Annotated in this window: 24 protein-coding genes, 1 tRNA gene and 1 pseudogene; 5 read left to right on the forward strand and 21 right to left on the reverse strand. The window is 68.1% G+C overall.

Annotated elements, in window-relative coordinates; genetic code table 11:
* Positions 1-62: 62 nt before the first annotated feature.
* The 12 genes and pseudogenes from CKO31_RS13595 to CKO31_RS13650 form a co-directional block, all read right to left on the reverse strand.
* Entirely contained in the window at positions 63-377 is a 315-nt protein-coding gene (locus CKO31_RS13595; protein WP_242475365.1) for a DEAD/DEAH box helicase, read from the reverse strand.
* A 1,245-nt stretch (positions 378-1,622) separates the two neighbouring features.
* Positions 1,623-1,907: a HigA family addiction module antitoxin gene (locus CKO31_RS13600; protein ID WP_438874009.1), complete on the reverse strand. Its 285-nt coding sequence runs from the start codon at positions 1,905-1,907 to the stop codon at positions 1,623-1,625.
* A gap of 226 nt (positions 1,908-2,133) precedes the next feature.
* Positions 2,134-2,370 (reverse strand): hypothetical protein, encoded by a 237-nt coding sequence (locus CKO31_RS13605; RefSeq protein WP_200238387.1) that lies wholly within the window; start codon positions 2,368-2,370, stop codon positions 2,134-2,136.
* Between the two features lie 766 nt (positions 2,371-3,136).
* Positions 3,137-4,387: pseudogene (gene arsJ, locus CKO31_RS13610) on the reverse strand (organoarsenical effux MFS transporter ArsJ); the annotation flags it as partial.
* Positions 4,388-4,522: 135 nt separating this feature from the next.
* Positions 4,523-5,539 (reverse strand): ArsJ-associated glyceraldehyde-3-phosphate dehydrogenase, encoded by a 1,017-nt coding sequence (locus CKO31_RS13615; RefSeq protein ID WP_200238390.1) that lies wholly within the window; start codon positions 5,537-5,539, stop codon positions 4,523-4,525.
* A 35-nt stretch (positions 5,540-5,574) separates the two neighbouring features.
* A complete protein-coding gene (locus tag CKO31_RS13620; RefSeq protein ID WP_200238393.1) occupies positions 5,575-5,814 on the reverse strand; it encodes a thioredoxin family protein in 240 nt (79 codons plus the stop codon).
* Between the two features lie 102 nt (positions 5,815-5,916).
* Entirely contained in the window at positions 5,917-6,888 is a 972-nt protein-coding gene (locus tag CKO31_RS13625) for a permease (RefSeq protein WP_200238395.1), read from the reverse strand.
* Positions 6,889-6,890: 2 nt separating this feature from the next.
* Entirely contained in the window at positions 6,891-7,178 is a 288-nt protein-coding gene (locus CKO31_RS13630) for a rhodanese-like domain-containing protein (protein WP_242475366.1), read from the reverse strand.
* Positions 7,179-7,202: 24 nt separating this feature from the next.
* Positions 7,203-8,288 carry an ACR3 family arsenite efflux transporter gene (gene arsB / locus CKO31_RS13635; RefSeq protein WP_200238397.1) on the reverse strand — a complete coding sequence of 362 codons (1,086 nt, stop codon included), beginning with the start codon at positions 8,286-8,288 and terminating at the stop codon, positions 7,203-7,205.
* The gene (locus CKO31_RS13640; protein ID WP_200238400.1) at positions 8,285-9,658 is read right to left on the reverse strand and encodes an FAD-dependent oxidoreductase; all 1,374 of its coding nucleotides are present in this window, start codon (positions 9,656-9,658) and stop codon (positions 8,285-8,287) included. The genes arsB and CKO31_RS13640 overlap by 4 nt, the downstream gene beginning before the upstream one ends.
* A gap of 24 nt (positions 9,659-9,682) precedes the next feature.
* Complete coding sequence (gene pstS, locus CKO31_RS13645) at positions 9,683-10,825, reverse strand: phosphate ABC transporter substrate-binding protein PstS (protein ID WP_200238402.1); 1,143 nt, start codon at positions 10,823-10,825, stop codon at positions 9,683-9,685.
* A gap of 179 nt (positions 10,826-11,004) precedes the next feature.
* The gene (locus CKO31_RS13650; RefSeq protein WP_200238405.1) at positions 11,005-11,358 is read right to left on the reverse strand and encodes a metalloregulator ArsR/SmtB family transcription factor; all 354 of its coding nucleotides are present in this window, start codon (positions 11,356-11,358) and stop codon (positions 11,005-11,007) included.
* Positions 11,359-11,649: 291 nt separating this feature from the next.
* Between CKO31_RS13650 and CKO31_RS13655 the strand changes: the two genes are divergently transcribed.
* Positions 11,650-13,437, forward strand: coding sequence for a cation:proton antiporter domain-containing protein (locus CKO31_RS13655; protein ID WP_200238408.1), 1,788 nt, complete (start codon positions 11,650-11,652; stop codon positions 13,435-13,437).
* 166 nt (positions 13,438-13,603) lie between these two features.
* Here CKO31_RS13655 and CKO31_RS13660 read toward each other — a convergent pair whose 3' ends face one another.
* The 3 genes from CKO31_RS13660 to CKO31_RS13670 form a co-directional block, all read right to left on the reverse strand.
* Positions 13,604-14,512 carry a TonB-dependent receptor gene (locus CKO31_RS13660; RefSeq protein WP_200238410.1) on the reverse strand — a complete coding sequence of 303 codons (909 nt, stop codon included), beginning with the start codon at positions 14,510-14,512 and terminating at the stop codon, positions 13,604-13,606.
* Between the two features lie 618 nt (positions 14,513-15,130).
* Positions 15,131-15,565, reverse strand: a complete 435-nt coding sequence (locus CKO31_RS13665) for a hypothetical protein (RefSeq protein WP_200238413.1) — start codon at positions 15,563-15,565, stop codon at positions 15,131-15,133.
* Between the two features lie 96 nt (positions 15,566-15,661).
* Positions 15,662-16,006, reverse strand: a complete 345-nt coding sequence (locus CKO31_RS13670; protein WP_200238415.1) for a DUF1244 domain-containing protein — start codon at positions 16,004-16,006, stop codon at positions 15,662-15,664.
* Positions 16,007-16,109: 103 nt separating this feature from the next.
* Here CKO31_RS13670 and CKO31_RS13675 point away from each other — a divergent pair, with 103 nt between their 5' ends.
* The gene (locus CKO31_RS13675) at positions 16,110-16,907 is read left to right on the forward strand and encodes a hypothetical protein (protein WP_200238417.1); all 798 of its coding nucleotides are present in this window, start codon (positions 16,110-16,112) and stop codon (positions 16,905-16,907) included.
* A 30-nt stretch (positions 16,908-16,937) separates the two neighbouring features.
* Here CKO31_RS13675 and ribD read toward each other — a convergent pair whose 3' ends face one another.
* The 4 genes from ribD to CKO31_RS13695 form a co-directional block, all read right to left on the reverse strand.
* Complete coding sequence (ribD, locus tag CKO31_RS13680) at positions 16,938-18,047, reverse strand: bifunctional diaminohydroxyphosphoribosylaminopyrimidine deaminase/5-amino-6-(5-phosphoribosylamino)uracil reductase RibD (protein WP_274607755.1); 1,110 nt, start codon at positions 18,045-18,047, stop codon at positions 16,938-16,940.
* Between the two features lie 23 nt (positions 18,048-18,070).
* A complete protein-coding gene (gene nrdR, locus CKO31_RS13685) occupies positions 18,071-18,610 on the reverse strand; it encodes a transcriptional regulator NrdR (protein ID WP_200238419.1) in 540 nt (179 codons plus the stop codon).
* Positions 18,611-18,662: 52 nt separating this feature from the next.
* A complete protein-coding gene (gene glyA, locus CKO31_RS13690) occupies positions 18,663-19,928 on the reverse strand; it encodes a serine hydroxymethyltransferase (protein WP_200238421.1) in 1,266 nt (421 codons plus the stop codon).
* 197 nt (positions 19,929-20,125) lie between these two features.
* A tRNA-Ser gene (locus tag CKO31_RS13695) sits at positions 20,126-20,216 on the reverse strand.
* 451 nt (positions 20,217-20,667) lie between these two features.
* Between CKO31_RS13695 and CKO31_RS13700 the strand changes: the two genes are divergently transcribed.
* From CKO31_RS13700 to asnB, 3 genes are all read left to right on the forward strand, one after another.
* Positions 20,668-21,333 carry a Bax inhibitor-1/YccA family protein gene (locus CKO31_RS13700; protein ID WP_200238423.1) on the forward strand — a complete coding sequence of 222 codons (666 nt, stop codon included), beginning with the start codon at positions 20,668-20,670 and terminating at the stop codon, positions 21,331-21,333.
* A 112-nt stretch (positions 21,334-21,445) separates the two neighbouring features.
* Positions 21,446-21,631 (forward strand): hypothetical protein, encoded by a 186-nt coding sequence (locus CKO31_RS13705; protein ID WP_200238426.1) that lies wholly within the window; start codon positions 21,446-21,448, stop codon positions 21,629-21,631.
* A gap of 53 nt (positions 21,632-21,684) precedes the next feature.
* Positions 21,685-23,538 (forward strand): asparagine synthase (glutamine-hydrolyzing), encoded by a 1,854-nt coding sequence (asnB, locus tag CKO31_RS13710; protein ID WP_200238428.1) that lies wholly within the window; start codon positions 21,685-21,687, stop codon positions 23,536-23,538.
* 32 nt (positions 23,539-23,570) lie between these two features.
* Here the strand turns inward: asnB and CKO31_RS13715 are convergent, their stop codons facing one another.
* Positions 23,571-24,776, reverse strand: a complete 1,206-nt coding sequence (locus tag CKO31_RS13715) for a general secretion pathway protein GspB (protein WP_200238431.1) — start codon at positions 24,774-24,776, stop codon at positions 23,571-23,573.
* 32 nt (positions 24,777-24,808) lie between these two features.
* The gene (locus tag CKO31_RS26845) at positions 24,809-26,983 is read right to left on the reverse strand and encodes an ExeA family protein (RefSeq protein WP_200238432.1); all 2,175 of its coding nucleotides are present in this window, start codon (positions 26,981-26,983) and stop codon (positions 24,809-24,811) included.
* Between the last annotated feature and the right edge of the window lie 9 nt (positions 26,984-26,992).

Below are 26,992 nucleotides of genomic sequence, written 5' to 3' on the forward strand. Positions count from 1 at the left end.
TGTCGAGCAGTGGGTCGAGAGCAACCTCGGGCTTTCCATCCTGGCGCGACGCCGGCGCGCCTTCAAGGCAGACATGAAAACTGCATGAACGGATTGGGCGTCAGACACGGTAAAGTGAACAACCTAGCCTCAATCTGGCTCCGCATCAGCGCCAGCAACGGGGAGACGATCACCGTGGGGCCAGCGCTCGCATCGCGCAGAATCCGCGTGCTGATGAAATAGACCGAGCTTTTGCCCCAGCCGGTGCGTTGCACCACCATCAGCTTCTCCTGACGGTTTACCAATGCATCAATGGCTTCCCACTGCCCGTCGCGAAAGCGGCCTCCAGGATCACCAATGGCCGTCCGCAACAGCGCTTCCGCTTGTTGCTTATTCATTCTTTCCCCAGCCGCGAATTGCTGCTTGATAACCTCTCGCGCATGCGCCCTTGGCGGTTCCGCTGTGGTGTCTTCCGTGCGGATATGTCCGCTACAACTGGACGCCTATGACATATGTTAAGGACTTTCTCCGCTCGCACTCGACTCCCGGCACATGGCGTCGCCATAGTCGCCGAAGCGAAGATGCATGTAGATCACAAGCACCGCGCGCCCATTCAGTCCGTGATCGGGTTTACCAAATGCGATTACCTCTTGTCCTGGTTTGTAAAAATTATCCGCCTCATCGCGCACGGGCATCCCATCGTTTACGTGGCGATCACTAGGTTGCAGCCGCCGCTGGTGACGGAACTCAACTTGTTAATGGTCGGAAGACAGTTTATGAAACGCCAGTGGACCGTGAGCTGTCCCATCCTGGCTAGCGACGCGCCCCGGTAACCGGAACTTGGCCGAATCCTGCCTTCCTGGGCTGGATGCGTCAATGTCCGGAGTTGGCCGATAGCCGCCCATCGGCGACCAACCGTGGCCGTCAGCTTAGGGGCCCTGTGCAGACACCAGGCAGGGCCTGCCGTAGCGGCAGGAACCGACCCTGAGCAGCCGTGGGAGTTGGGGCCTTCCCGTTGGTTGCAGGATATTGAGCCTGGCCCGTTTTCCCCGCTGGCGACGTCGGAGGGGCCTATGCCGCGCTGGGCGAGAACATCCAACAGCTCCCCTGCCGTGACGCGGCGGTGTACCGCTTCAAGGGCGAACACAGAGAGCACGCCTAATGCAGCTTCGGGATCCCCCGTCAGATAGGCGCCCAGAAGTGCTAGCAGGGTGTCACCCAACTCGCGCTCGTCCTCAGGAATCCAACGGCTCTGCCGAACGGCACGCCAAGTCTCTTCAGCGCTGTCGATCCCTAGGCGGCGTTGGAGGTCATCGAAGTCGCTCCTTAAGTCGAGAGAGAGGGACTGTAGAAACGCTGAGAAGTCCGTGATGGTCTGGGCACGGTCTCGAAGCTCGGGGAGAGACTTGGTCGGTTGGGTCGAGACAAAAACGAGCTCCGCGTCGTTGTCCAGCGCGTGTTTGCAAACAGCAGCCGGATGAACTGACGGACGGTCCACCGCAGCTCGTAGCGCTTACCGGCCTTGTCTGCGTCGCCGCCTGGGAGTGGCATAGAGTCAGAAGCAACTATCGAGAGGAGCGGGACAAGTCTGCCGTGGCAGACGAGGACAAAGCGCGGTGCCGCTATCCGCCGATTCCGTGCGTCTAGGCTGCATAGGGCTCAACCTCGGTCTCGATGGCTCGGCCCACCGTTCGCTTCGCGACCTCTAGCTCGTAGTTCTTCTGGAGGTTCAGCCAGGACTGGGGGGTGGTCTTGAAGTACCTAGCTAGCCGCAGCGCGGTGTCGGCGGTGATTGAGCGAGTACCATTCAGGATGGCGGTGATCCGGTTCGGTGGAACGTGCAACGCCTTGGCCAGGGCATTCGCCGACAGGCCGAGGGGCTCCATGAAGTCCGTGCGCAGGATGTCGCCGGGGGTGACCGGTGGCATCAGGTCGGCGCCCTCGGCTACGTCGGAGAAGTCGATCTGCTCGAGGTGCTGTCGTTGGATAGTCATGGGTCTTTGATTGCGCTTCATGTTTCAATGTCGGTCGCCTTGGCGCAACAACAACCACGGGCGAGCTCCGCTGCCAATGTCTGTTCATGGCCGACAGCTGCCAAGCAGTCCCTTACTATCGCAGGTCCGCTTCCTGTCCTGAGCCCGACGTCGTGTGCTCCTAGCCTTGGGCCCTCGGGAGTGCCATCAGCACGGCGGAGTTGATGGCGAGAACGATGCCGAAGAGCACCAAGCCGCCGATGAGCACAGCGCCCTGCACCTCCGCCGTGGTGGCGTTGGCGAGCCAGCCAAAGCGCAAGCCGGGGGCGAGAGTCGTGAGGCCGGCCGCCAGCGCCGGTGCCAACGCCGGGCCGTGGCTCATGCCGAGCGCGATACTCGCCTGGATCAGAAACGGCATCAACATCAGCACCAGCGCCCAGGCACTGGCACCCCTATGTCAGACTAGTTGCCGCCTGCACGAAGCCGTAGCCGATCACCCACCGCGATCGGTGAAGGACCAGCCGAGCAGGTCGCAGAGCAACACGGGCAGCGCCCGGAAAGCCGATTCGCTAGCTCGCGGCGTTTCGCACAAATGCCGCCCGACCCGTCGGCGTCGGGATGGCTTCCAACGTGGCCGCGGGCAGCTGCAGGGCGACCGCGGGCTCGACGCGAACACGGGCCGACAGCCCGACGGCGAAGCCCGCCTGTGCCGGCAACTGGGCTTCAAACACGCGCCGGCCGGTGTCCGGCTCCAGGGCGGGCCAGGCGCGCGTGATGGCAAGCTCGACGGGGCTGCCCGAGGCACCGGCGAGCTCTGCCCGCACCTGCTGGCCCGGGGCCAGACCGAGGGCCTGGCTGCCGTCAACGCTGAAGCGCAGCACCAGGCTGTGCGGGTCGAACAGCTCCAGTAGCAAGGCCTGTGCCGGCACCTCGCGCCCTTCCACGTGCACATGCGAGCGCAGCACCTCACCGTCCCAGGGCGCGGCCAGTTGGTGCTCCGCGGCGTCGGCGGCGGTCGGCACGATGCGCAGCAGCGCCTGCCCGGCCGTGACGGCGTCGCCCTCGCGCACCGCACAGTCCTGAACCCGCCCTGCAATGGGCGCGTAGAGCTCGGCCAGGCGTGTCGGCTCGACCACCGCGTCGGCGTCGATGAGCCTGGGCTGCGGCGGCGCAGCGTCAACGGCTGCGGCTCGGGGCGTGCGCGGGAGCCAGAGCGAGAGCAGCGCGGCGGCCAGCACGAAGCCGGTGGACCACCACAAACAGCCTTCCAGGCCCTGGAGCTGAAAGATCAGGCCGGACAGCACGGTGCCAGCGAGGCGGCCGCCGGCGTTGGCCATGTAGTAGAAGCCGACGTTGAGCGCGACCTTGTCGGCATCGGCGTAGGCGAGGATCAGATAGGAATGGACCGCGGAGTTGATGGCGAAAACGATGCCAAAGGCGATGAGCCCGATGATCAGGATCGGCGCCGGCTCCCAGTTGAGCGCCGGTCCTTGCGTGAGGCTCCAGGCAATGCCGGCCGGCACCAGGGCCAGCACCAGTGCGCCGAGCAACGCCGTGCGCCCGCTGGGGCCCTGTCCTTGCCGGTTCGGGCGGATCAGCGCCGGTGCACCGGCCTGGACGATGCCATAGCCGATGACCCAGAGCGCGAGAAAGCCGCCGACCGCCGTATATTCCCAGTTCAGCACCGAGTAGAGGTAGACCGGCAGCGCGACGACGAACCAGACATCGCGGGCGCCGAAGAGAAAAAAGCGGGCGGCGGACAGCCAGTTGATCGCCGGGGTATTGGAGAAGACCTGCGTAAACGGCGCCTTTTGCTTCATCTTGCCGACGCCGGACGGCAGCAGGATGACGGTCACCACCATCACCAGGAACAGCCCGCCCGCCAGGGTGAAGAGCGCGTCGCGGAAGCCGAAGGCCTGAAGCAGCGCGGCACCGACGAAGAAGCCGGCGCCCTTGAGCGCGTTCTTCGAGCCCGTCAGCACGGCGACGTATTTGAACAGCTTGGACTCGGCCCCGGCACCCTCCCCGGTCAGGGTCTTGACCGTCGCCTTCGCCGACATCTTGTTGAGATCCTTGGCGATGCCGGACAGCGCCTGCGCCGCCATGACATAGACCACCGACAGCCAGGGATCAGGCACCGTCAGCATCAACAGCGCCACCACCTGCAGCGCCATGCCGATGTGCATGGTCAGGTTGAGCCCGATGCGCGCGCCGAGCCAGCCGCCGACGAGGTTGGTGATGATGCCGAAGACCTCGTAGAAGAGGAACAGCATCGCCACCTCGAACGGCGAATAGCCGAGCTGGTGGAAGTACAGCACCACCAGCATGCGGATGGCGCCGTCGGTGATCGTGAAGGCCCAATATCCCGCCGTTACCGTTAGGTAACGGAAGTGTGAAGTTTGAAGTTTGAAGTTTGAAGTGGCCGGGATGCTCATCGACTCTTACTCCGCATCGTCTTGATGATGGTCGTCAGTATGGCGATCAGCTCACTGCCTCGAACGTCCGCGCAGGAAGATCGGACTTCACAGGCGCTGTCCCTTTCACACTTCAAACTTCTCACTGCAAACTTCTCACTTCAAACTTCCCGCCAACAGGTGGGCGATATCCACCATGCGGTTCACATAGCCCCACTCGTTGTCGTACCAGGCGTAGATCTTCACCTGCGTGTCGTCGATGACCATGGTGGAGGGGGCGTCGACGATGGACGAGCGGGGATCATTGAGATAGTCAACGGAGACAAGGGGCCGCTCCTCGTAGCCTAGAACGCCCGCCAGCTCTCCGTCGGACGCGGTCTTGAACAGTGCATTGATCTCCTCCGCCGTCACCGGGCGCGCCGCCTCGAAGACGAAATCCGTCAGCGAGGCGTTCAGCAGCGGCACCCGCACCGCGTGTCCGTTGAGCTTGCCGGTCAGCTCCGGGAAGATCTTGGTGATGGCCTTGGCCGAGCCGGTGGTGGTCGGGATCAGAGACTGGCCGCAGGCGCGGGCGCGGCGCAGGTCCTTGTGGCCCAGGTCGACGATGCGCTGGGTGTTGGTGATGTCGTGGATGGTCGTCATGCAGCCGTGGACGATGCCCACCTGCTCATGCATGACCTTCACCACTGGTGCCAGGCAATTGGTGGTGCAGGATGCGGCGGTCACCAGATGATGCTGGTCCAGATCATAGCGGTCATGGTTGACGCCGTAGACGATGTCGAGCGCGCCCTTGGTGGGGGCGGCGACGAGGACCTTCTTGACGCCCTGCTCGAAATAGCCCTGCAACAGCTCCGGCTGCTTGTGGTGCTTGCCGGTGGCCTCGATGACGATGTCGCAGCCGGACCAGTCCACATCGCCGAGGGCCTTATGGCTGCTGTAGCCCATGGTCCGGCCATCGACCACCAGCGCATCGCCGTCTCCGGCACAGTCGTGCCCCCAGCGCCCGTGCACCGAGTCGAACTCCAGCAGGTGCGCCGCTCCGGCGGCATCGCAGGCAATCTCATTGACATGGACGAATTCGAGCCCGGGCCCGTCATCGCCGCGGTCCCAGGCCGCCCGCAGCCCAAGCCGCCCCATGCGCCCAAACCCATTGATCCCAACCCGAACACTCATCGCCGATCCCCTTTCAAACTTCAAACTTCTTACTTCTAACTTTCGCCGACCCAACGGCGGACATCATCCGGCCCCGGCACCCCGCCGCTGTGCACCAGCCGACCGTCGACGACCACGCCCGGCGTAGACATGACGCCGTAGCTCATGATCTCGGCGACATCCGTCACCTTCTCGACCTGCACCTCGACGCCCGCCTGTTGCGCGGCGGTTTCAATGAGCTTGGCGGTGGTCTCGCAATTGCGACAACCGCTGCCGAGCACCTTGATTGCTTTCATGGAGTCACTCCGGGTGTCTGTTGTATCTGGACGCGGCGTCGCGGCGAGGACGCCGCTCCCCCGGGCGCACGGCGCTGCCCTTGAGTCATGGTCGGTCACCGCTCAAGCCGCACTCGCCAGCGGCCCCACCAGGTTGAAGCCCCAGCCCACCAGCGTGAAGGCCACCGCCAGCACGCCGGCGAAGAGCGCCAGCGCCGGCCAGCGGATGACCTTGCGCAAAATCAGCAGCTCCGGCACCGACAGGGCCGCGACGCTCATCATCAGCGCCAGCGTCGTGCCGATGGCCACGCCCTTGCCGAGCATGGCCTCCGCCACCGGGATCACGCCGGTGGCATTGGCATACATCGGGATGCCGAGCAGCACCGCCGCCGGTACGCTGTACCAGTCGCCGCCGCCCAGATGCGTCGTCACCCAGTCCGCCGGCACGAAGCCGTGAAACAGCGCCCCGACGCCGATGCCGAGCAGCACCCAGCGCCAGATGCGCCCGACGATCTCCCGCACCTCACCCATGGCATAGCGATGCCGAGCCGCCAGCGAGCGCGCCGGCGCCGGCGTGCCGGCGCTGCCGACGCGGATGGCCCAGACGTACTCTTCCACCCAGCGCTCCGGGCGGAAGCGCTGCATGACGATGCCCCCGACCCAGGCCACCGTGAGGCCGGCCAGCACATAGAGCGTCGCCAGCTGCCAGCCGAGCAGGCCCACCAGCACCACCACGGCGACCTCGTTGATCATCGGGCTCGCGATGAGGAACGAGAAGGTCACGCCCAGCGGAATGCCGGCCTCCACGAAGCCGATGAACAGCGGCACCGACGAGCAGGAGCAAAACGGCGTCAGCGCCCCCAGCCCCACCGCAATGCCGCGTGCCTGCCAGTCCGGGCGCCCGCGCACGATGGCGCGCACGCGCTCCGGCGAGAGCAGCGCGCGCAGGAGCCCCATCACATAGATCACCACCACCAGCAGCGCGAAGATCTTCGCCACGTCCATGACGAAGAATTGCAGCGCGGGCCCCAGGTGGCCGTCCGGGTCGAGGCGGAGCAGGTCGTAGGCGACGAGGTCGCCGAGTCGCGCAAACATGGTCAGTCGTCCTCCGGGCGAGCCCGGCGCCGGAATGAGTCGCCCTGGTTGTCGCCGAGATCCTTGAAGCGCTGCACCTGCACCGCGCCCGGGACATGCCCGACGGTGAAGTAGCGGTGCGGGTGATAGCGCACCTCCAGCACCACGAGATCCTCATCGTCGATACGCTCGGCGAGCCAGTCCGAGCTCACCAAAAAGCCGGGCGCCGCTATCACCCCAACCGGCAGTAACAGCGCGACAGCGAGCGCGATCCGCAGACGCTTGCCGAGCCAAAACAAGATAGAAGCCATGACCTCTCCGAAACCTTTCAAACGTCACCCTTCAAACTTCAAACTTCTCTCATACCACCCCCGGCTCCGGTTCACGATGGCCACCACCGACAGCATCACCGGCACCTCCACCAGCACGCCCACCACGGTGGCGAGCGCCGCACCGGAGTGGAACCCGAACAGGCTGATGGCGGCGGCCACCGCCAGCTCGAAGAAATTGCTGGCGCCGATGAGCGCGGACGGCCCGGCGACGCAGTGGGCCTCGCCGACTTGGCGGTTCAGCCAATAGGCGAGCCCGGAGTTGAAATAGACCTGGATCAGGATCGGCACCGCCAGCATGGCGATGATGAGCGGCTGCGCGAGTATCTGCTCGCCCTGGAAGCCGAACAGCAGCACCAGCGTCGCCAGCAGCGCCACCAGCGAGGCCGGTTGCAGCCGCGCCAGCACCCGCGTCAGGGCTGCCTCGCCACCGCCCGCCAGCAGCCGGCGGCGCCACCACTGCGCGAGCACCACCGGGATCACGATGTAGAGCACCACGGACAGCAGCAGCGTGTCCCAGGGCACGGTGATGGCCGAAAGCCCCAGGAGCAGCCCGACGATGGGTGCGAAGGCGAACACCATGATGGTGTCGTTGAGCGCCACCTGCGTCAGTGTGAAGTGCGGCTCGCCGTCGGAGAGGTTGCTCCAGACAAAGACCATGGCCGTGCAGGGCGCCGCCGCCAGCAGGATCAGCCCGGCGACGTAAGAGTCCAACTGCTCCGCCGGCAGGTAGGGCGCAAAGACGACGCGGATGAAGACCCAGGCGAGCAGTGCCATGGAGAACGGCTTCACGGCCCAGTTCACGAACAGGGTCACGCCGACCCCGCGCCAATGGGCGCGCACCTGCCCAAGCGCCGCAAAGTCGATCTTGAGCAGCATGGGCACGATCATCAGCCAGATGAGCAGCGCCACCGGCAGGTTCACCCGGGCGATTTCCAGCGCCCCGACGCCCTGGAAGAACCCGGGCAGGAAATGCCCCAGCGTGATGCCGGCGACGATGCAGAGCGCCACCCACAGCGTGAGCCAGCGCTCGAAGAGCCCCAGCTCCGCGCCCGCGGCCTGCTTGGCCGTCACCTCGCACTGTGCACTCATGCCGCTTTACCCTGCAATTGTTGCCAACGCTGCATCCAGGCTTGGGCTGCCATCTGCACCGGGTCCCAGGGGCTGCTGAGCGGCGGCGTGTAGCTGAGATCCAGGTCGTTCAGGTCCTCGACGTGCATGCCCTGATGCAGCGCGGCGGCGAAGATATCCACACGCTTCGATACCTCCGTGCCGTAGGCGCCGATGATCTGCGCGCCGAGCAGGCGCCCCGTGTCGGCCTCGCCGGTGACGCGGATCAGCATCCGTTTGGCGCCGGGGTAGTAGACCTTGTGATCCCAGTGCTCGCTGTCCACCGACAGCGGGGCGAGCCTGGCAGCGCGCGCGTCGGCATCGTGCAGGCCGGTGCGTGCCGCCACCAGGTCGAACAGCCGCACCGACTGGGTGCCGACGCTGCCCTGGAATTCCCGCGCGCCGCCCACTGCGTTCTCGCCGGCGATCCGGCCCTGCTTATGCGCCGTGGTACCCAGCGGCAGGTAGCTTTGCGAGCCGGTGACCCGGTGCCAGGTCTCTGCGCAGTCGCCGGCGGCATAGACGTCCGGTAGGTTGGTCTCCATGCGCCGGGTGACCTTGAAGGCGCCCTTGATCCCCGTCTTGATGCCAGCAGCAGCGCCCAGGCGGGTCTCTGGCCGGGCGCCGATGACGGTCAACACCAGCTCTGCGCGCTGCCGGAGGCCGCCGCTGCCGTGCACTGCGAGGCCGTCACCCTCCGGCTCGATAGTCTCGATGCGGGTGTCGGTGAGCACTTCGACGCCGTGGCGGCTCAGCTCCGCCGCCACGAGCCCGCCGAGGTCCGGGTCCAGCGTCGTCATCACGCTCGGCATGGCCTCTACCACGGTGACCTTAAGGCCGCGGTGGATGAGGGCCTCCGCCATTTCCATGCCGATGTAGCCGCCGCCGATGATGAGCGCATCCCGCGGCCGGCGCTCCTCGAGAAAAGCCGCGAGCGTCAGGGTGTCGCCCATCCAGCGCAGCGGAAACACGCCCGGCAGGTCGGCGCCGGGCAGCTTGGGCTGGATCGACACCGCGCCGGTGCCGAGCAGGAGCTTGTCGTAGGGCAGCCGCTCTCTATCGCCGTCCGGGCGCTGCACCTCTACCTGGCGGGAATCAGCATCGATGCGCGTCGCGCGATATTCCAGCAGCAGTCGAATCCCATGCGCCTCGATGTCAGCCGCCCTGCGGTGGGCGAGGTCGTCGGCCTGCGCCACCTCGCCGCTCAGAAAGTACGGAATGCCGCAGATGCTGAAGTTCGGGAAGCGGTCCGCAACGATCAGCGTGACCTCGCAGCCCTGATCCAGCTCTCGGGCGCGCAGCGCGGCACTGATGCCGGCATCGCTGCCGCCGGTGATGACGAAACGAGTCATGGCTTGCCCCTGCTGCGTCCGGCGCTAAGGCCGGAGCGCGTCCAGCTCCGCGAGCGCCGCCTGCGCCAGGTTGTCCGGCAGCGGCACGTAGTACAGGGACTCGGCATCCGCCTGACCGTCGGTGAGGATCCACCGCAGCAGATCGTGCACGGCGGCGGTCTTCTCGGGCGAGCCGTAGTCGCCGCGCACCAGCGCCCAGGTGTAGGTGACGATGGGGTAGGAGCGCGCACCCTGCGGGTCCGGGATGGTGCGGGTCAGATCGTCCGGCGGCGTGTCGGCACCGTCGGCAAGCCCGCGGCGGCCGGTTTCCACGTTGGGCTGCACCAGGCCCCCGGCGCGGTTCTCCAACCAGGCGAGCGACAGCCCGAGGCGCTCGGCGAAACCGGCCTCCACGTAGCCGATGGCGTTTTGGGTGATCTTGATGCGCTGGGCGACGCCCTCGTTGCCGTTGGCCTCCATGGCGCCGCCGGGCCAGTCGATCTTCTTGCCGACGCCCGGCCCGTCGGCCCAAGTCTCGCTGACTGCCGCAAGGTGGTTGGTGAAGGCGAAGGTGGTGCCGCTGGAATCCCGGCGGGCCACCACCTGGATGACCTTGGCGGGCAGCTCGATGCCCGGATTGGCGGCGGCGATGCGCGGGTCGTCCCAGCGGTAGACCTCGCCGAGGAAGATGTCCGGGTAGACGTCCCGCGGCAGATTGATGGGCCCGTCGACGCCCGGCAGGTTGTAGGCGATGGCGATCATGCCGCCGGTGACCGGCAGCTGTGCAAAGTCGCCGTCCACCTCTGCCGACGCGTCGGGACCCAGCGGCGCGTCGGTGGCGCCGATGTCCACGCTGCCCCCCAGAAACCGCTCGATGCCGGCGCCGCTGCCCACGGAGTCGTAGCTCAACGCCGGCGACGGATGCTCGGCCCCGTACTGCGCCAGCCAGTGATCGAAGATCGGCGCCGCAAAGGACGAGCCGGCGCCGGTGACGGTCTGCGAGCCATCGCTTGGCGGCGCGGATGCGGTTTGCTCACCGCCGCCGTCGCAGCCGCCGAGCCCCAAGGCCGCGACCATGCTTACCAGCAAAGCGCGCAGCAGGGGGGCGCTCGTCCGGGCCGCCGCGAGGGTCCATATCTGCGTATCGGACCGCGCGCGCCGCTGCGTGTCGACATCGGGTGGCGTCATTGCTGATCTCCTGTCCAGTTGCTGTAGCGGTTGTTACTCGGGTTGCAGCGAGCGGCGCGCGCATGGAGGCTGGGCGCCACACTCCGAACTCACACGCCGGACAGTATATATGGAGAATCGAATATATCAGGTTATGATTTCGTGACGAGGGCCTGGCTCGCAGCGGCGGGGGCCGCCCGTCAGGCGCAGCGGACGATGTCCGGCCTGTCCACCATCGCTGCCAGCGCCCGGGCGTCTTCGGCGAACGGCGACTCGCCCACGACACCCTCTGCCGTCACTCGCAGCACTCGCTTGGCCCAGCCCGGCAGCGTCGGATTGAGCCGGTAGAACACCCAGGTGCCGGAGCGCCGATCCGCCACCAGCCCCGTCTCGCGCAACAGGGCCAGGTGGCGGGAAATGTGCGGCTGGCTCATCCCCAAGGCGTGGGTGAGCTCGCAGACGCAGAGCTCGCCGTGGTGGTGCAGCAGCACCAGGGAGCGCAAACGGGTGTCATGGGCGAGGGCGGCAAAGACCGCCTGGGCTTCGGGCTGCATAGGTGTTATTCGCAGGACTCGATGGTTTGAGGGCGTCAGGGGCACCCTGCCCCGCACGGGCAACGCCGATGAATCAGTATCTCCCTAGAGGCGTGGGTCTGAGGCGCAGCCTCGCCAAGGTTTCAGGCTTCGAGCGGGTGGGGTGCGCCGCGCCTGGACCAGGGGCTATTCAACGCCGAGCGCCTGTCGTCGGCAAGCGGCGGGCCGTTAGACTAGGCAACCGCCGCGGGCGATGCCAGACGAGCCCGCCTTCGGTTACGGACAGACCACCAGCCAGCCGGCGACCTTAACTTGGACCCGAAAAACTTCGTCTACTCCGCCATGCTCCTGTTGGTGGTGGCCGCCACGGCGGTGGCGCTGTTCCGCCAGTTCGGGCTCGGGTCCATCCTGGGGCTGCTGGTGGCGGGTGTGCTCATCGGTCCGCACACGCCGGGGCCGTCGGTGACGGCGCATGTGGAGGATCTGCGGCATTTCACCGAGCTGGGCGTGGTGCTGCTGCTGTTCGTGATCGGCTTGGAGATACACCCGCGGCGGCTGTGGGAGATGCGCCGCACGCTGTTCGGGCTGGGCTCCGCGCAGATTCTGCTCTCGGCCCTGGCGTTGACGCTGTACTTTCGCGCCGGTGTGGACAGCTGGACGGTGGCGCTGCTGATGGGCATGGCGCTGGCGCTGAGCTCCACGGCGCTGGTGATGCAGATGCTGCACGAGCAGCAGGAGATCGCCACCCGCCACGGCCAGACGGCCTTCTCCATCCTGCTGATGCAGGACCTGGCGGTGGTGCCCATGATCGCCTTCATGCCGCTGTTCGCCGACGACGGCCCGCTGCCCGCCGGCGAGTCCCTGTGGCAGCAGGCGCTGGTGGTGGCGGGCATGCTGGCGCTGGTGGTGCTGTCGGGCCGGGTGCTGCTGCCGCGGATGCTGGACTGGATGGCGCGGCAGTACAACCGCGAGGCCTTCTTTCTGACCACCCTGGCGGCGGTATTCATCGCCGCCTGGGCCATGGACAGGGCCGGCATGTCCATGGCGCTGGGCGCCTTCCTGATGGGCATGCTGCTGTCCGGCTCGCGCTACAGCGTACAGATCCAGGCCAGTGTGGAGCCGCACAAGGGGCTGCTCATGAGCCTGTTCTTCGTCGCCGTGGGCATGTCCGTCGACCTGGGCGTGCTGGCCGAGCAGCCCCTGACCTTCGCGTTCCACCTGTGCGCCCTGGTGCTGATCAAGGTCGCGCTGATCTATCGGCTGTGTCTGTGGCTCCGCACCGGCCGGGCCGTGGCGCTGCGGGTGGCCTTCCTGCTGGGGCAGGCAGGGGAGTTCGGCTTCGTACTGTTCGGCGCGGCCAAGGTGCTCGGCATCATCGATGAGCGCCTGTTCACGCTGGCGGTGGCCGTGATTTCGCTCAGCATGCTGATCACGCCGCTGCTGCAGAAGCTCGGCAACCGCCTCGCCGGGGAGGCGTCCGCCGCCGACACCCTGGATGAGCATTTCCAGTACGTGCCGGCGAGCGGCGAGGGCAGCCATGACGGGCCACGGGTGGTCATTGCCGGCTATGGCCGCGTGGGCCATACCATCGGCGCCATCCTGGCGAGCCACGGCATCGATTATGTCGCCTTCGATCCGAACGCGCAGTTGGTAGCTCGGTGGCGCAGCGAGGGCTATCCCGTCTTCTACGGCGACATCTGCGACCCGCACCTGATCGACGCGGCCGGGGTGGAGCACGCCGAGCTGGTGGTGCTCACCATCGACGACCCGCAGGCCGCCGTGGAAGCCACCGAGCTCATTCGCGCCCGCTCCGCAAAGGTGTCCATCGTCGCCCGCGCCCGGGATCTGGTGGCCTGCGACGCCCTCTACCGCGCCGGAGCCAACCACGCCTTCCCGGAGGCGGTGGAGGCGAGCCTGAAGCTGGCGGCGGAGACGCTCGGCGCGCTGGGCATCTCCGAGGACCAGACCGAGGACATGCTCACCGGCGCCCGCGGCGAGGACTATGCGCTGGTGCGCTCGGAGCTGGAGGTGGCCCCGTCCACCGTGCCGATGCAACGCCCGGATGACAACGATAAGCCGCAGCAGAACGGCGGCGCGTAGGTTGGCGCCGACGCCAGGAGGCCCGACGCACAGCGCGGCGGCGGTCAAGCATCAGCGGGCGGAGTGCTCGGCCGATGACGCCGAGACCGGTGCGACCGTGCTCCGGCGGAGGTCGTCGTCGACGCCCGGCGGCGCGGGAAAGCTGTCGGCTTGAACGCCGCCGGCCTCAGAACCGCACGTCGAAGGTGGCACCGGCGAAGGGTGCATCCTCCGCGTCCGTGCGGCGCAACAGGTCGCCTTGGGCGTCCTCCAGGCGCACCGAGCCGTTCAGGTCCATGCCGACGATGCCGCGCAGCCGCCCGATTCGACCGAGCTTGCGGGTGACGGCGATGAAGATGGGTGTGGACGTCGCCTGCCCGATGCCGCCGGGCGCCACCCCATGGTCGTCCAGGCGGAAGCGGTCCTTCTCGTAGCGCCCGCCGAGGCTGACGGACCAGTCGTCGTTGGCGGCCCAGTCGAAGGCCAGGCCGGGCCCGCGGGAGGCGCCGAAGCCCCGGCCCGTGCGGAATTTGAGCCGGTCGGTAATCTGCCAGTCCACGGCGAGCACCGGGAAGAAGTCCGCGTCCTCCTCCAGCCCCGAGAAGATGCCGACGCCGGGACCGATGCTGAGCCGATCGTTGACCTTGTAGCTCGCGGCGGTGATCAGGCCGGCGATCTGCCCGTCGCTCAGGGAGGCGCCGGCCTCGGCCTCCCAACGCAGGGTCGGGATGGCGAATAGGCTCCAGCGGTCCGTGGGCTCCCAGAACAGGGAGCCGCTCAGGCGCACATCTTGCACGTCGCCCCAGGGCCGCAGGCTGCTGAAGTCGCCGTCGCCGGAGAAGCGAAAACGCTGCTCGCCGAAACCCGCCGCAAGGCCGAGCCGCAGATCGTCGGTGACGGCGCGCCGCCCGCTCAGGCGCACGGACCAGGCATCCACGCCGACGTCGCCGCCGCTGTCGAGCCCCGCATCGGCCCCGAACACCGTACCTGCCTCAAATTGCAGGCCCAAGCCGCGGCCCGGCGGCTGCGCATGTGCGCAGGCGGCGGCGAGCAGAGCCGCGCAGAGCAGTAACAGACGCAGACGACGAACGTTCATGACAGCCAATACCAAGACAACCAGACAACGACAACGGAAATGACACACGCACGGGTGCGACCAGTGCTCGGCCCGCCGCTGGGCAGCGGAAAAGCAACAACCGTTGCAATTATGGACCATATAGGCCTCAAGTGGTTGCGACGGGCAGAAAAAATTGCGAAGCGTGCGCGGGAGCAAGCCGCCGCCGGGTCAGGCTCGGCTACGCCTGGAAATGCAATTGTGGCATTCCCCTAAGTGATGACCCTAGAACGCGACAGTTGAGGCACGGCGCCCGCGCACTCGGCACCTGCTGGAGCGCGCGCAGGCAGCTGCGGGGAGAGCGGGCCGCCAACAAGAACGAGCAGCGCAAAGACCGGAACCAGGGTGTAGCGAGCGAGGAGGATGATCGCGACCGATGGCGACACACTGGATGTGCGCCGCGGGGACGAAACGACCCAGGAGCTGCGGTGCCTTGCGGGTCGAGATCGAGGCTGGGCTCGAGGGCTGGGTGTCTTGGACGAGCGTCTGGGATGAGTGTCTGGGACGCGGGACAGTTTCGGGCTGGGCTATGGGCGTCTGGCGGTGAGTAGATGGCGCCGGGCGTAGGCAGCAGCTGCCTAGCGCCCGGAGCCCGCGGAATCAGTCGGTCAGTGCAATGCGGCCGTGGTTGAAGGCGCGAAAGTAGGCGCTGTTATCGAGGTGCTCGGTGAGCTCACCTGACGCGAGGCGCTCCACCGCCTCCTCGATCTCGGCGCTGGCGAAGCGACCGCTCGGCGACACCCCGCCATTGATACAGGGCTCCAGCTCCGCCTCCAGCGGTTTGTTGTGCAGCCGCACGAGGAGGTTCTCGGCTTCCATTTCCAGGGCAACGCGCTGCTGGCGCTCGGCCAAGGTCTCCTGGGCCGTCTCAGGCGAGGTGTCAGCGGAAGCGACTAAAGGCGTCTCGGCCTTGGCCGCAGACGCAGCGAAAAGCCCTAAGGATAAAGCCAAAGTCAAGGTCGAGGCGATCAGGTTGGTTTGCATCGTTTCACCGTGAGATGTATTTAAGTTAAAGCTAATATACTGATACTCCATCCCAGAGTCAACGACTCGGATTTCTCCGAGCGCTGACATTGGGCACGAAGACTGCTCTGTGCTTTCAGCGCAGGTCCGAGACGCGCAGAGCCGCCCCTAGGCCTCGGGGATCTGGATCACGGCGTGCTGCGGCGCCGTTTCCTGGTAGCGGCGCTGCTGCTCCGCCGTAGCCTCCTGCTGGTATTTGTCCTTCCACTCGCCGTAGGGCATGCCGTAGACGGCCTCGCGGGCTTCGTCATGGCTCATCGGGATGCCGCGCTCGCGGGCGGCGGCGAGGTACCACTTGGACAGGCAGTTGCGGCAGAAGCCGGCGAGGTTCATCAGGTCGATGTTCTGCACGTCGGTACGCTGCTGGAGGTGCGCGACGAGGCCGCGGAAGGCGGCCGCTTCGATGGCGATGCGGTCCTGCTCGGGGATCTGCTCGGGGATCTGCTCGGACATGGTGGCTCCTGTGGGCGCGACCGGTGGCCGCGGTTTGGTGGCTGTCGCTGACGGCGTTAGGATTGCGGGCAGCTCGCGCACGCACAATGGTGACCTTCCCGCGATGGTTGCAGAGACCGCCCTTCACCGCGTATCGCACCTGCTGGCACGCTGTGCCGGCAGTCATTCGGTGCTGCCGCCGACGGCGCTCTTCAACGAGGGCTGGCTGCTGCGGTTGGTGCTGGATGGGCTCGAACAATGCGAGCCGGCAACGCTCACAGCGCAGGCGTCACACGCGCTCGGTTTTCTGCCCGGGGCGCACTGGTACTCAGAGGCGCTGCTGGCCTCGCGCTTCCTGCCGAGGCACCGGGCTGATCCGCTGGCGGAGTCCTTCACCCATGCCGACGGCCTCATCGGTCATTTCGACATCGCGCCCGGGCTGCGCGGCGAGGCGACGGTGGCCACCGGCGCGACCCAGCTGGTGGTCATCGAGGCGAAGCTCGGCGCCGGCCTTTCGTCCGGTGTCACCAATGCCCCCGGCTATGATCAGGCCGCCCGCAGCGCTGCATGCATTGCTCACATGCTGGCGGTTGCCAAGCGAACCCCGGCGCGCTTCGACCGTCTGGGGCTGTGCGTGCTAGCGCCCGCCGCGCGCATCGACGGCGGCGCGTTCGGCGATCTGGTGACAAAGCCCAGCATCGCTGCCAAGGTCGCCCGGCGCGTGGCGGCCTACGGCGGGGTGCATGATGCGTGGTACGAGGCATGGCTCGAGCCGACGCTCACGGCGCTCTGGGTAACGCTGCTGTCTTGGGAGTCCGTGCTGGACCACCTGGAAGCGGCGCAGCCCGACAGTCCGCAGGTACATGCTGGTCTGCGCGCCTTCTACGCAGAGTGTCTGCGCTGGAACCGGTTGGCGCCGTGATGGGCCTCGCCGCGGCGCCTCTGGTACCTCTCAGCCGGCGGGCGGCGCCCGGTGCAACATCAGGCGCAGGTCCGGCCCCACCCGCCGCAGGTCATGGATGCGCAGCCCAAGGCGCTGCTCCATGCGCGCGATGCCGGGCAGGTGGAAGAGTCCGCGGGCGGCGTCGCCCATCAGGTGCGGCGCGAGGTAGAGCACCAGCTCGTCCACCAGATTCAGGTCCATGGCCGCGCCGGCGAGCGTCGGGCCGGCCTCGATGAGCACTTCGTTGATCTCGCGCTCGGCCAGATAGCACAGCAGCAGATGCAGGTCCACGCGGCCGGCGGGGTCGGCGGGCAGCACGCAGACCTCGGCGCCGACGGCATTGGCGCGGGCGACGGCCTTGGGACTCTCCTCGCAGGTGGCGATGAGCGTGGCGCCGGGCAGGCTCAGCATGCGTGCTTCAAGGGGCATGCGCAGGCCGCTGTCCACCACCACCCGCAGGGGCTGGCGCGGCAGCTCGTCCGGCCACAGGGCCGGGAATTCGTCCTGCGCCAGGCGCACGTTCATGGACGGGTCGTCGGCGAGCACGGTGCCGATGCCGGTGATGACGGCCGAGGAGCGCGCGCGCAGCCGATGCACGTCGCGGCGGGCGTCGGCGGAGGTGATCCACTTGCTCTCGCCGCTGGCCATGGCGGTGCGCCCGTCGAGGCTGGCGGCGAGCTTGCAGCGAACATAGGGCAGGCCGCCGCGCATGCGCTGCTCGAAGCCCGGGTTCAGCCCGCGGGCGTCGGCCTCCAGCACGCCGGTGGTCACGTCCACGCCGGCGGCACGCAGCCGAGCCAGACCCTTGCCCCGCATCATGGGGTTCGGGTCCTCCATGCCGACGACGACGCGGGCGACGCCGGCCTCCAGCAGCGCATCGGTGCACGGCGGCGTGCGGCCGTGGTGGCAGCAGGGCTCCAGGGTGACGTAGGCCGTGGCGCCGCGGGCGCGCTCGCCGGCGGTGTCGATGGCATTGCGCTCGGCGTGGGGCTCGCCGGCGCGGCGGTGATAGCCTTCGCCGACGATGTCCGCGTCCTGCACCAGCACGCAGCCGACGCGGGGGTTGGGGTCGGTGGTGTAGAGCCCACGGCGGGCCAGCACAATGGCGCGGGCCATCATGCGTGCGTCCTGATCCGCGGGGCTCACGGCTTGTCTTTGTTGGCTGCTGGGTCGGGTACCGGGTCCAGCCCGGCGAGGAGGTCGAGCTGGGCCTTTTTCTCCGCGGCCGTGGGCTGGCGCTCCAGGCGCTCGATCTCCTCGCGGAAGGCGGCGACGTCCTCGAACTCCCGGTAGACGGAGGCAAAGCGCACGTAGGCCACCTGGTCCAGCTCGCGCAGCTCGTCCATCACCAGCTCGCCGATGCGCCGGCTGCTGACCTCCCCTTCGCCGCTGCCGAGCAGCTTGCGATTGATGTGGGAGACGGCGGCGTCGATCTGCTCGGTGCTGATGGGCCGCTTTTCGGCGGCGCGCATGATGCCGGAGCGCAGCTTGCGCCCGTCGAAGGGCACGCGGCTGCCGTCGCGCTTGACTACCCGGGGCAGGTTCAGCTCCGCGCCCTCGTAGGTGGTGAAGCGCTCGTTGCAGACCACGCAGCGCCGGCGACGGCGCACCTGGTCGCCGTCGCCGGACAGCCGCGAGTCCACCACCTTGGTGTCCTGGGCGCCGCAGAAGGGACAGCGCATGGACGGGCGACTCCCGGACGGATCGGGCGCTGGACAGCCCGCAGGACGATGATCAGGCGGCGGCCTGCCGGTACACGGGGAAGCGTGCGCACAGGGCGAGCACCTGGCCCTTCACCTGCTCGATGGTGGCGGCATCGCCGCGGGCATCGATGACGTCGCACATCCAGCCGGCGAGCTGCTTGGCCTCGTCCAGGCCGAAGCCGCGGGTGGTGATGGCCGGCGTGCCGACACGGATGCCGCTGGTGACGAAGGGCGACTGCGGGTCGTTGGGCACGGCGTTCTTGTTGACCGTGATGTTGGCCGCACCCAGCCAGGCGTCCACGTCCTTGCCGGTGAGGCCCTGCTCGATGAAGCTCACCAGGAAGAGGTGGTCGTCGGTGCCGCGGGAGACCACGTCGTAACCGCGGGACAGGAACACCTCCGCCATGGCCTGGGCGTTCATGATGACCTGGCGCTGATAGTCCTTGAAGCCGGGCTCCATGGCCTCCTTGAAGGCGACGGCCTTGGCGGCGATGACGTGCATCAGCGGGCCGCCCTGGGTGCCCGGGAACACCAGGGAGTTGAACTTCTTGGCGAGCTCCGGGTTTTCCTTGGCGAGGATCAGCCCGCCGCGGGGGCCGCGCAGGGTCTTGTGCGTGGTGGTGGTGACCACGTCGGCGATGGGCACTGGATTCGGATAGACGCCGGCGGCCACCAGGCCCGCGATGTGCGCCATGTCCACCAAGAGATAGGCGCCGACGCTGTCGGCGATGTCGCGGAAGCGCTGCCAGTCCACAACCCGGGAGTAGGCCGAGAAGCCGGCGATGATCATGCGCGGCTTGTGCTCGCGGGCCAAGGCTTCGACCTGCTCGTAGTCGATCTCGCCGGTGTCGGCGTGGATACCGTACTGCACCGCGTTGTAGAGCTTGCCGGAGAAGTTGGGCTTGGCGCCGTGGGTGAGGTGTCCGCCGTCGGCGAGGCTCATGCCGAGCACGGTGTCGCCGGGCTGGCACAGCGCCATGAACACCGCCGCGTTGGCCTGGGAGCCGGAGTGCGGCTGGACATTGGCATAGGCGGCGCCGAAGAGCTGCTTGGCGCGCTCGATGGCCAGATTCTCCGCGACGTCCACGTACTCGCAGCCGCCGTAGTAGCGCTTGGCCGGATAGCCCTCGGCGTACTTGTTGGTGAGCACGGTGCCCTGCGCCTCCATGACCCGCGGGCTCGCGTAGTTCTCGGATGCGATCAGCTCGACGTGCTCCTCCTGCCGGCGCTCCTCGTCGCGGATCGCCCGGGCGAGCTCATCGTCGTAGCCTGTGATCTGCATGTCGGTGTCGAACATGGGGTTGCCTCCGTGGGTCTGATTGAGAGGGGATGGTGGCAGCCGCCGCGCCGGGATCACCCTGTGGTGGGTCACCGGGGCAATCTGCCAACGCCAGTGCCGGGGTTGGGACAGTGGGCCGTCATCGTGGTTTCGGCCTGCGCCCGGGCTCCGGTGCGTGCATCCAGCACGGCGTGCAAGAGCGGGCAGGAGCGGGTTGGCGGAGAGGGTGGGATTCGAACCCACGGTGGGCTACTAACCCACGCCGGTTTTCAAGACCGGTGCAATCAACCGCTCTGCCACCTCTCCGAGCGGATGCCGCGCCGACGCCTTGGCCTGTCGCCGAGCACAAGCCCTTGGCACCGGGCTGCGCCAGGCGTGGCTGCGACGGCTGCGGTCAGGTTGGCGCTGCCTTGAGCCCAGGCTTGGGGCCCGTGCTTGGAGCCTAGGCTCCGGAGGACCCACGCTTGGGGACCCCCCGCTTGGAGACCCCAGCCAAGCGCCTTGGCGCGGAACATTGAGAATGCCGTGGTCGCCCACATCAACGCCTTAGGGTAACCCAAACCGGCGCCGATCACGACCCCCGGCGCTCGCCACACTAGCCGCGCCTCGACCATGCTAAGGCTCTTCAGCGCGCGAGCGGGCTTGCAAGCGCCGGCCACTTGGGTATGCTGCGGCTGCAATCGGGCTGTGCCCAGTGTCTAATGTTGCACGGCCCCGGCCGTTTTCCAACCGAAACTTGAGGAGTGAGTCATCAACCATGGCTAACCAGTACTCAGTTGCGCAGACCAGACAGGACGTGCTCGCCACCAATAAGGTGCTGAAGAACACGTACATGCTGCTGGCGGCGACCCTCGGCTTCAGCGCGCTGACCGCGATGATCTCCATGGCGCTTGCCATGCCGCCGTGGGTCTACATGGCATCGGTGATCGTCGCGATGGTGCTCGGCATCTTCGTGCTGCCGCGCACCGCCGAGTCCGCAGCGGGCATCGGCGTCATCTTCGGCATCACCGGCCTGCTGGGCTTCGGGCTCGGGTCCATCCTGAGCATGTATCTGGCCCTGCCCAACGGCCCGAGCATCATCGCCACCGCCTTCGGCGGCACGGCGCTGATCTTCCTGGGCCTGTCCGGCTATGCCTTGACCAGCAAGACGGACTTCAGCTTCATGGGCGGGTTCCTGTTCGCCGGCATGATGGTGGTGGTCATCGCCATCGTCGCGAATCTCTTCCTGAGCATGCCGGCGCTGTCGCTGGCCATCTCCGGCGCCATCATCTTGCTGATGAGCGGGTTCATCCTGTTCGACACCAGCCGGATCAAGAGCGGCCAAGAGACCAACTACATCATGGCCACCTACGGCATCTACCTCAGCATCTTCAACATCTTCATCAGCCTGTTGCAGATCCTGGGGATCATGGGCGACGAATAGGCTGCTCGTCGCGGGCACTGCGGTGCCCGCGCCACAGAGCCCTGATGCCCGGCCCCGCGCCGGGCTTTCTTTTTTGCCACCTTCTCCACAGGATCACAGGGGGGATCTCGCCATGGAGCTGTTTCTGAAGATCGCCGCCGCCGGCGTCTTGATCATGCTGCTGTTCTACCTATGGCCCGCCTTCAAGCAGTGGCAGGAGCACGGGCCCAAGGCCGAGAAGGGTGACTGGCAAGCGGCCATCCTGCCCTTGGCGGCCGTGGTGGGCTTGGTGGTTGTGCTGATCCTGCTGGTGCGATGACCCGAGGCAGCGCGAAGCGGCCACCCGTTCTCGCCGTCGGCTGATCAGCCCAGATGTGCGGCATCGCCGGTTGTGTCGGCCCCGGTGCCAGTGATCGCGAAGCGACGCTCGCCGCGATGCTGGAGCAACTGACACACCGCGGTCCGGACCACCGCGGCACCCTGCTCCAGGGTGCCTTCGCACTCGGCCACCAGCGCCTGAGCATCATCGACATCTCCGCCGCCGCGCACCAGCCCATGCTGAGCGCCGACGGCCGCCACGCCCTGGTCTACAACGGCGAGCTCTATAACTACCGGGAGCTGCGCACCGAGCTCGCCGCCGCCGGCGTCGGCTTCCGCACCGACAGCGACACCGAGGTGGTCCTTGCCGCCTGGCGGCATTGGGGGACGGACTGCCTGCGGCGTTTCAACGGCATGTTTGCCTTTGCCATCGCCGACTTGGCGAGCGGCAACTTGCTCGCGGCGCGCGATCGCTTCGGCATCAAGCCGCTGCACTATGCCGTGACCCCCGACGGCCTGTGCTTCGCCTCCGAGGTCAAGGCTCTCACCGCCGTACTACCGGCGGCGCCGGTCTTCCGGCGCGAGAAGCTCGCCGAGCTGCTGTTGTACCGCGAGGCCATCCGGCAGGACCTGCTGGAGGGCATCCATGCGCTGGAGCCTGGGCACCTGCTGACCCTGAGCGGCGGCGACCCGGCGACACTGCAGGTGCGGCGCTGGTTCCATGTCGCCGAGCTCCCGGACCCCGCGCGCGCAGCGGCCTTGGCCGGTCTGAGCGATGAGGCCCGGCTGGACGCCCTGGAGCAAGTCCTCCAGGACAGCGTCGAGCGCCACCTGGTGAGCGACGTGCCCGTCGGCAGCCTCTGCTCCGGCGGCGTGGACTCGTCGCTGATGACGGCCTTCGCCTGCCGGCTGCGCCCGGACGTGAGCGTCTACCACGTGGACATCGCCGACCATTCCGAGCGGCGCTGGGCGGAGCAAGTGGCGCGGCACCTCGACATCGACATCCACTATTACCGGCTCACGCGCGAGCGCTATCTGGCCGGCTACATCGCGGCCATCTGGTACAACGACGCTCCGCTGACCCATCCGCAGAACGTCCCCATCGAGCGCGTCAGCGCCCTCGCGCGGGAGCACGGCTGCAAGGTCTTGCTCGCCGGTGAAGGCGCCGACGAGGGCTTCGGGGGCTACGACTGGCGCTATCGCATCCGCTGGAACTGGCTGCGACTGGCGCGGCGCACCGGCCTTCTGGCCAAGCTCTACCGCAAGGGCCTTTTCGCCCTCACCGGACTGTGGCTGACGCGCCCGCGGGACGACTTCCTGTTCCGCGCCTGGGCCAATCCGACAGACGTGCTGGAGCAGGTCGCCGACGGTGGTTTCCGCGCCGCGCTGGAGCACGACTGCCGCGCCGCCTACGACTTCATCGACGCCGCCGCCGACCGCGAGGTCCAGGCGGCCATGGCTGCGGATTACCGGGACTACATCGGCGCCATCGTCCATCAGCAGGACCGCGCCAGCATGCAGGCGGGGATCGAGTCACGGGTGCCCTTCCTGGACATCGAGGTGGCCCGGCTCGCGGCGAACCTACCGCTGGCCGACAAGCTCACGCGGCGCGAGTCGAAGCGGTTGATCAAGGCCCTGGCCCGGCGTCACTTGCCGCGGACAGTCGTGGAGCGCACCAAGATCGGCTTCGCGAGCCCGGCGGCGGACTATGTGCGCTCCCTGGGCGATGCCTGCTTCGTCGACGGCTTCCTGGCTCGGGAAGGCGTGCTCAGCCTCGCCGAGACCCGCCGCCTGTTGGCGCGGGACCCGGGCAACTTCACGCACATGCTCTACGGCCTGGAGCTCTGGGGGCGGATGTTCTGCTGGGGCGAGACACCGGCGGCGCTCAGCGCGCGCTACATCGGCTGAGGCACAGGGCCAACAGCCCCACCACAGCCGGGTCAACGCTGTTGGAAGAAGGACTCGCCGTCGTAGCTCAGCACGGCGCCGTCGGTGACCACTTGCTGCAAGCGGATGCCTTCCCGGCTCCTTTGTCCCTCTGAGAGCTTGCGGCCATTGATATAGACGAAGCGCCGCTGCGGGTCGTCGTTGTAGACGTGCACGGTCATGGAGAACGGCGGCAGCCGGTTGCGCAGGTCCAGCGACGGCCGTGCCGGGCGTGCCATCGCCTGCGGCTCGGGTCGCAGCGCTTTGAGGCCCGGCGGTTCCGGCAGCGGCGGGGGCTTGGCCGCAGCGCGCTTGAGGGCATCGGGATCGCGCTTGCGCACCAGCTCTTTGAAGGCCTCGATCTCGGCGAGCACGTCATCGGGCACAGGCGCGCGCTCGCGATCGGCCCCGGAACGGGACAAGGGCTCGTCGGGCGCCGGCGGCGTTGGCAGGGACTGCGAATCCCCACTCGGCGAGTCTACCGATGCCGACACGCGCTCACCGTCGCCGAGCACGGCCCGGCGCAGCTCCTCGGCGCCCCGCGGCAAGGGCTCGCCCGGCCCGGCCCGGGCGGGCACGACGATTACCTCCGGCTCGATACTCAAGCCCTCGGCGGTGTCGAGGGGCCCTGGAGGATTGGTCGCGCCGGCGGGGGGCGCCCGGGCTGACTGGGTCTCCGCCGCGGCAGAGACTCCGGGCGGCAGCGAGGATTCGGCCGGGGTCGGGGCGGCGCCGGCCTGTGCGGCGGTGTGCGGCGGCGCTTGGGGTACAGCGCCCGCGGGCTGCCCGGTGGCGGGCTCGGCACTGTCTGCGGCCGCCTGCCGCGCAGCGAGCTCGGGCGGCGGCTGAGGGGTCGCCGCCGGATCGAGAAAGCCCGGGCGAGCGCTTGCCGGCTGGTCGGCGTCCGCGGGCTCCGGGCCGGCGGTGCGCGCAGCGGCCGCGGGCTCGGGCGCGCGCGGGTCTTCGGTCGTCGGCGCCGGCTGTGCCAGTGTCGCCGACTCGGCGACGATGTCCGCCGGCGGCCCGTCGCTCAGACCGCGCAGCACCAAAAAGCCGGCGGTAGCGGCGGCGGCGAGCCCCGCCAGCAGACCTAGATAAGCCCAGGGATAACGACGGGGACTCTGCATGGGCACGTCGACCCCGAAGCCCTCCACCCGCGGCACGTGGCCGAGCTCGCGGTCGCTCTGGGATTTTTTCAGGGCTTCGAGGATATAGGACATGGGCTCGACGTCGGACCCCAATGACGCGGCGGTCAGCGGGAACGGGACAAGCGCGGCACATCGAGGTCCGCCAGGGCATTGCTCAGCATGATGAGCGTGCGCGGACCGGCGATGCCGTCGGCGACGAGCCCCTCGGCTTGCTGGAAGCGACGTACCGCCGCCGTGACAGTGTCATCGTAACGCGCTGGGTCGACCGTCATCTCGCTGCCCGGCAGCAGCGCCAACCGCTCGCGCAGCCACGCGATCGCATCCTCCGGATCACGCACACCGATGACCCGGCCGCCGGCCGGCGGCGGGCGCCACAACAGCAGATAGTCGCCGGACCAGCGCTCGTCCAGCAGGGCAATGGGTACGCGCATCAAGGCGCCATCCCGGTATACCAGCGCGTGCTCCTCGTCCAGGCCGCCGACCACGACGAAGCCCGTCTCGTTACCCGCGAGCCGCAGCTTCAGGGCGGCGGGGCGGTCGAATCGGCGCAGGTCCGACCAGCGGCCCTGACTGCGCTCACAGGCGAGCGCGAAGGCCGGGACAGCGGCGCAGTCCAGGAAGCGCACGCCGGGCGCGGTCTCGGCCTGCCAGAGCCGCAGGAGCTCGTCCACCACGGCGTTCTCGACCACCAGGGCATCGGCGAGGCGATCCGCGCCGAGCGTCGGTACCACCGGCGTAACGCGGGCGGTGGCGATGCGCGGGGGGCGCGCTGCTGGGGCGGGCTCGGCGTCATCTTGGGTGCCCTGGTCGGCAGCCGGATTGGTTTCGACGCTCGCCGCTGCATCCGCGGCCGGTGCCGGCTCCGCCGGCGGCGAGCTCGCGCCCACCACAGCGGCAAGGCTCGGTGCCGCGGCATCGCCGCCGGCGGCGGCCGGGGGCTGCGCATTTGGCGCCAGAGCGTCCGCTGTCTCCGGGGCAGCGGGCGTTTGCGAGGCCGCCGCCTGGGGGACTTCCGCCTCCGATGCCGCGAGCGCCTCTGGGTCCGCAGCGGCTGTCGCCTGGGCCGAGTCCTCCGAGCCTGTGTCGGCAGTCATGATCGCCGACTCGGCGGCAGCGTCGCCGCCGCCATCGCCGCTGGAGCTGCTGGCGGCGTTCTCGGCGCCCGTATCAGCCGTGCTCGCATGAGCCAAATCGAGCTCAGAGGCCTCGTCTGGCGCCTCTGCCGGCTGCGATGGATCAGCGGGGCTGGTCTGGAGCGGGGCCGACGCCATCGCCGACTCCGCAGTGACGCCCTTGGCGTGCTGCTCCAAGCCGATCGCGGCCAGCCATTCGGCGGGTAGTTGCGTGGGCCATGTATCCGGCAGGCGCTGCGACAGATCCGAGGCGCCGATCCACACACCGAGGCCCAGCGCGCCGACGACCGCTGCGGCGGCGCCGAGGGCGCTGCGCCGGCGCGGCAGGGCGGGGTCGGCGCGGTCGATGACCTCGCGTGCGGCGGCATCGACGATCAGCGGGGTCACCTGCAAGCGCCGGGACACCGCAGCCCCGAGCAGGGCCCGGTCACAGAGCAGATTGATGAGCCTAGGGACGCCGCGGGTGTGCCGGTGCACGCGCCTCAGCGCCCGCGCCGTGAACAGGGGGCGCTCGACACCGGCGACGGCGATGCGGTGGTCAACATAGGCCGCCGTCTCCTTCGGGCCCAGCGGGGTCAGGTGGTAACGCGCGGTGATGCGTTGATTCAACTGACGCAGGTCGGGGCTCGCCAGCAGGCTGCGCAGCTCCGGCTGCCCGATGAGAAAGATCTGCAGCAGCTTCTGCTTGGACGTCTCCAGATTCGTCAGCAGCCGGATCTGCTCCAGCACCTTCGGGCGCAGATTCTGGGCCTCGTCAATGATGAGCACCGGCCGGCGCCCGCGCGCATGCGCATCTAGCAGGAAGCGGTTCAGGTGGTCGAGCATCGCCTTCACGGATGGCTCGCCCGCCGGCAGCGCCACGCGGAACTCGTCGCAAATGGCGTGCAGAAGCTCCGCGGCCGTCATCGCCGGATTCAGCACCAGGGCGATGTCGACGCCCTCCGGCAATTGCTCGAGGAAGGCCCGGCAGACCGTGGTCTTGCCGGTGCCCACCTCGCCCGTCAAGAGGACGAAGCCCCCGCCGCCGCCTGCCCCGTAGAGCAGGTGCGCCAGGGCCTCGCGATGCTGTCCGCTCAGGAACAGGTAATGCGGGTCCGGCGTAATGGAGAAGCTGGGCTCTTTGAGGCCGAAATATTTGGGGTACACGCTTCGCTC

Origin of the sequence: Thiohalocapsa halophila, from assembly GCF_016583825.1 — a bacterium.
GTDB classification, from domain to species: Bacteria; Pseudomonadota; Gammaproteobacteria; order Chromatiales; family Chromatiaceae; genus Thiohalocapsa; species Thiohalocapsa halophila.

Bases quoted from the DNA above. Each gene is read 5' to 3' on its own strand.
- CKO31_RS13595 (WP_242475365.1), bottom strand. From the start codon at position 377: ATGAATAAGCAACAAGCGGAAGCGCTGTTGCGGACGGCCATTGGTGAT.
- CKO31_RS13675 (WP_200238417.1), top strand. From the start codon at position 16,110: ATGGTTGCAGAGACCGCCCTTCACCGCGTATCGCACCTGCTGGCACGC.
- CKO31_RS13715 (WP_200238431.1), bottom strand. From the start codon at position 24,776: ATGTCCTATATCCTCGAAGCCCTGAAAAAATCCCAGAGCGACCGCGAG.
- CKO31_RS13700 (WP_200238423.1), top strand. From the start codon at position 20,668: ATGGCTAACCAGTACTCAGTTGCGCAGACCAGACAGGACGTGCTCGCC.
- ribD (WP_274607755.1), bottom strand. From the start codon at position 18,047: ATGATGGCCCGCGCCATTGTGCTGGCCCGCCGTGGGCTCTACACCACC.
- asnB (WP_200238428.1), top strand. From the start codon at position 21,685: ATGTGCGGCATCGCCGGTTGTGTCGGCCCCGGTGCCAGTGATCGCGAA.
- CKO31_RS13615 (WP_200238390.1), bottom strand. From the start codon at position 5,539: ATGAGTGTTCGGGTTGGGATCAATGGGTTTGGGCGCATGGGGCGGCTT.
- CKO31_RS13665 (WP_200238413.1), bottom strand. From the start codon at position 15,565: ATGGAGTATCAGTATATTAGCTTTAACTTAAATACATCTCACGGTGAA.
- nrdR (WP_200238419.1), bottom strand. From the start codon at position 18,610: ATGCGCTGTCCCTTCTGCGGCGCCCAGGACACCAAGGTGGTGGACTCG.
- CKO31_RS13620 (WP_200238393.1), bottom strand. From the start codon at position 5,814: ATGAAAGCAATCAAGGTGCTCGGCAGCGGTTGTCGCAATTGCGAGACC.
- arsB (WP_200238397.1), bottom strand. From the start codon at position 8,288: ATGAGTGCACAGTGCGAGGTGACGGCCAAGCAGGCCGCGGGCGCGGAG.
- CKO31_RS13650 (WP_200238405.1), bottom strand. From the start codon at position 11,358: ATGCAGCCCGAAGCCCAGGCGGTCTTTGCCGCCCTCGCCCATGACACC.
- CKO31_RS13640 (WP_200238400.1), bottom strand. From the start codon at position 9,658: ATGACTCGTTTCGTCATCACCGGCGGCAGCGATGCCGGCATCAGTGCC.
- CKO31_RS13600 (WP_438874009.1), bottom strand. From the start codon at position 1,907: ATGCCACCGGTCACCCCCGGCGACATCCTGCGCACGGACTTCATGGAG.
- glyA (WP_200238421.1), bottom strand. From the start codon at position 19,928: ATGTTCGACACCGACATGCAGATCACAGGCTACGACGATGAGCTCGCC.
- CKO31_RS13660 (WP_200238410.1), bottom strand. From the start codon at position 14,512: ATGAACGTTCGTCGTCTGCGTCTGTTACTGCTCTGCGCGGCTCTGCTC.
- CKO31_RS13670 (WP_200238415.1), bottom strand. From the start codon at position 16,006: ATGTCCGAGCAGATCCCCGAGCAGATCCCCGAGCAGGACCGCATCGCC.
- CKO31_RS13705 (WP_200238426.1), top strand. From the start codon at position 21,446: ATGGAGCTGTTTCTGAAGATCGCCGCCGCCGGCGTCTTGATCATGCTG.
- CKO31_RS13625 (WP_200238395.1), bottom strand. From the start codon at position 6,888: ATGTTTGCGCGACTCGGCGACCTCGTCGCCTACGACCTGCTCCGCCTC.
- CKO31_RS13630 (WP_242475366.1), bottom strand. From the start codon at position 7,178: ATGGCTTCTATCTTGTTTTGGCTCGGCAAGCGTCTGCGGATCGCGCTC.
- CKO31_RS13605 (WP_200238387.1), bottom strand. From the start codon at position 2,370: ATGCCGTTTCTGATCCAGGCGAGTATCGCGCTCGGCATGAGCCACGGC.
- pstS (WP_200238402.1), bottom strand. From the start codon at position 10,825: ATGACGCCACCCGATGTCGACACGCAGCGGCGCGCGCGGTCCGATACG.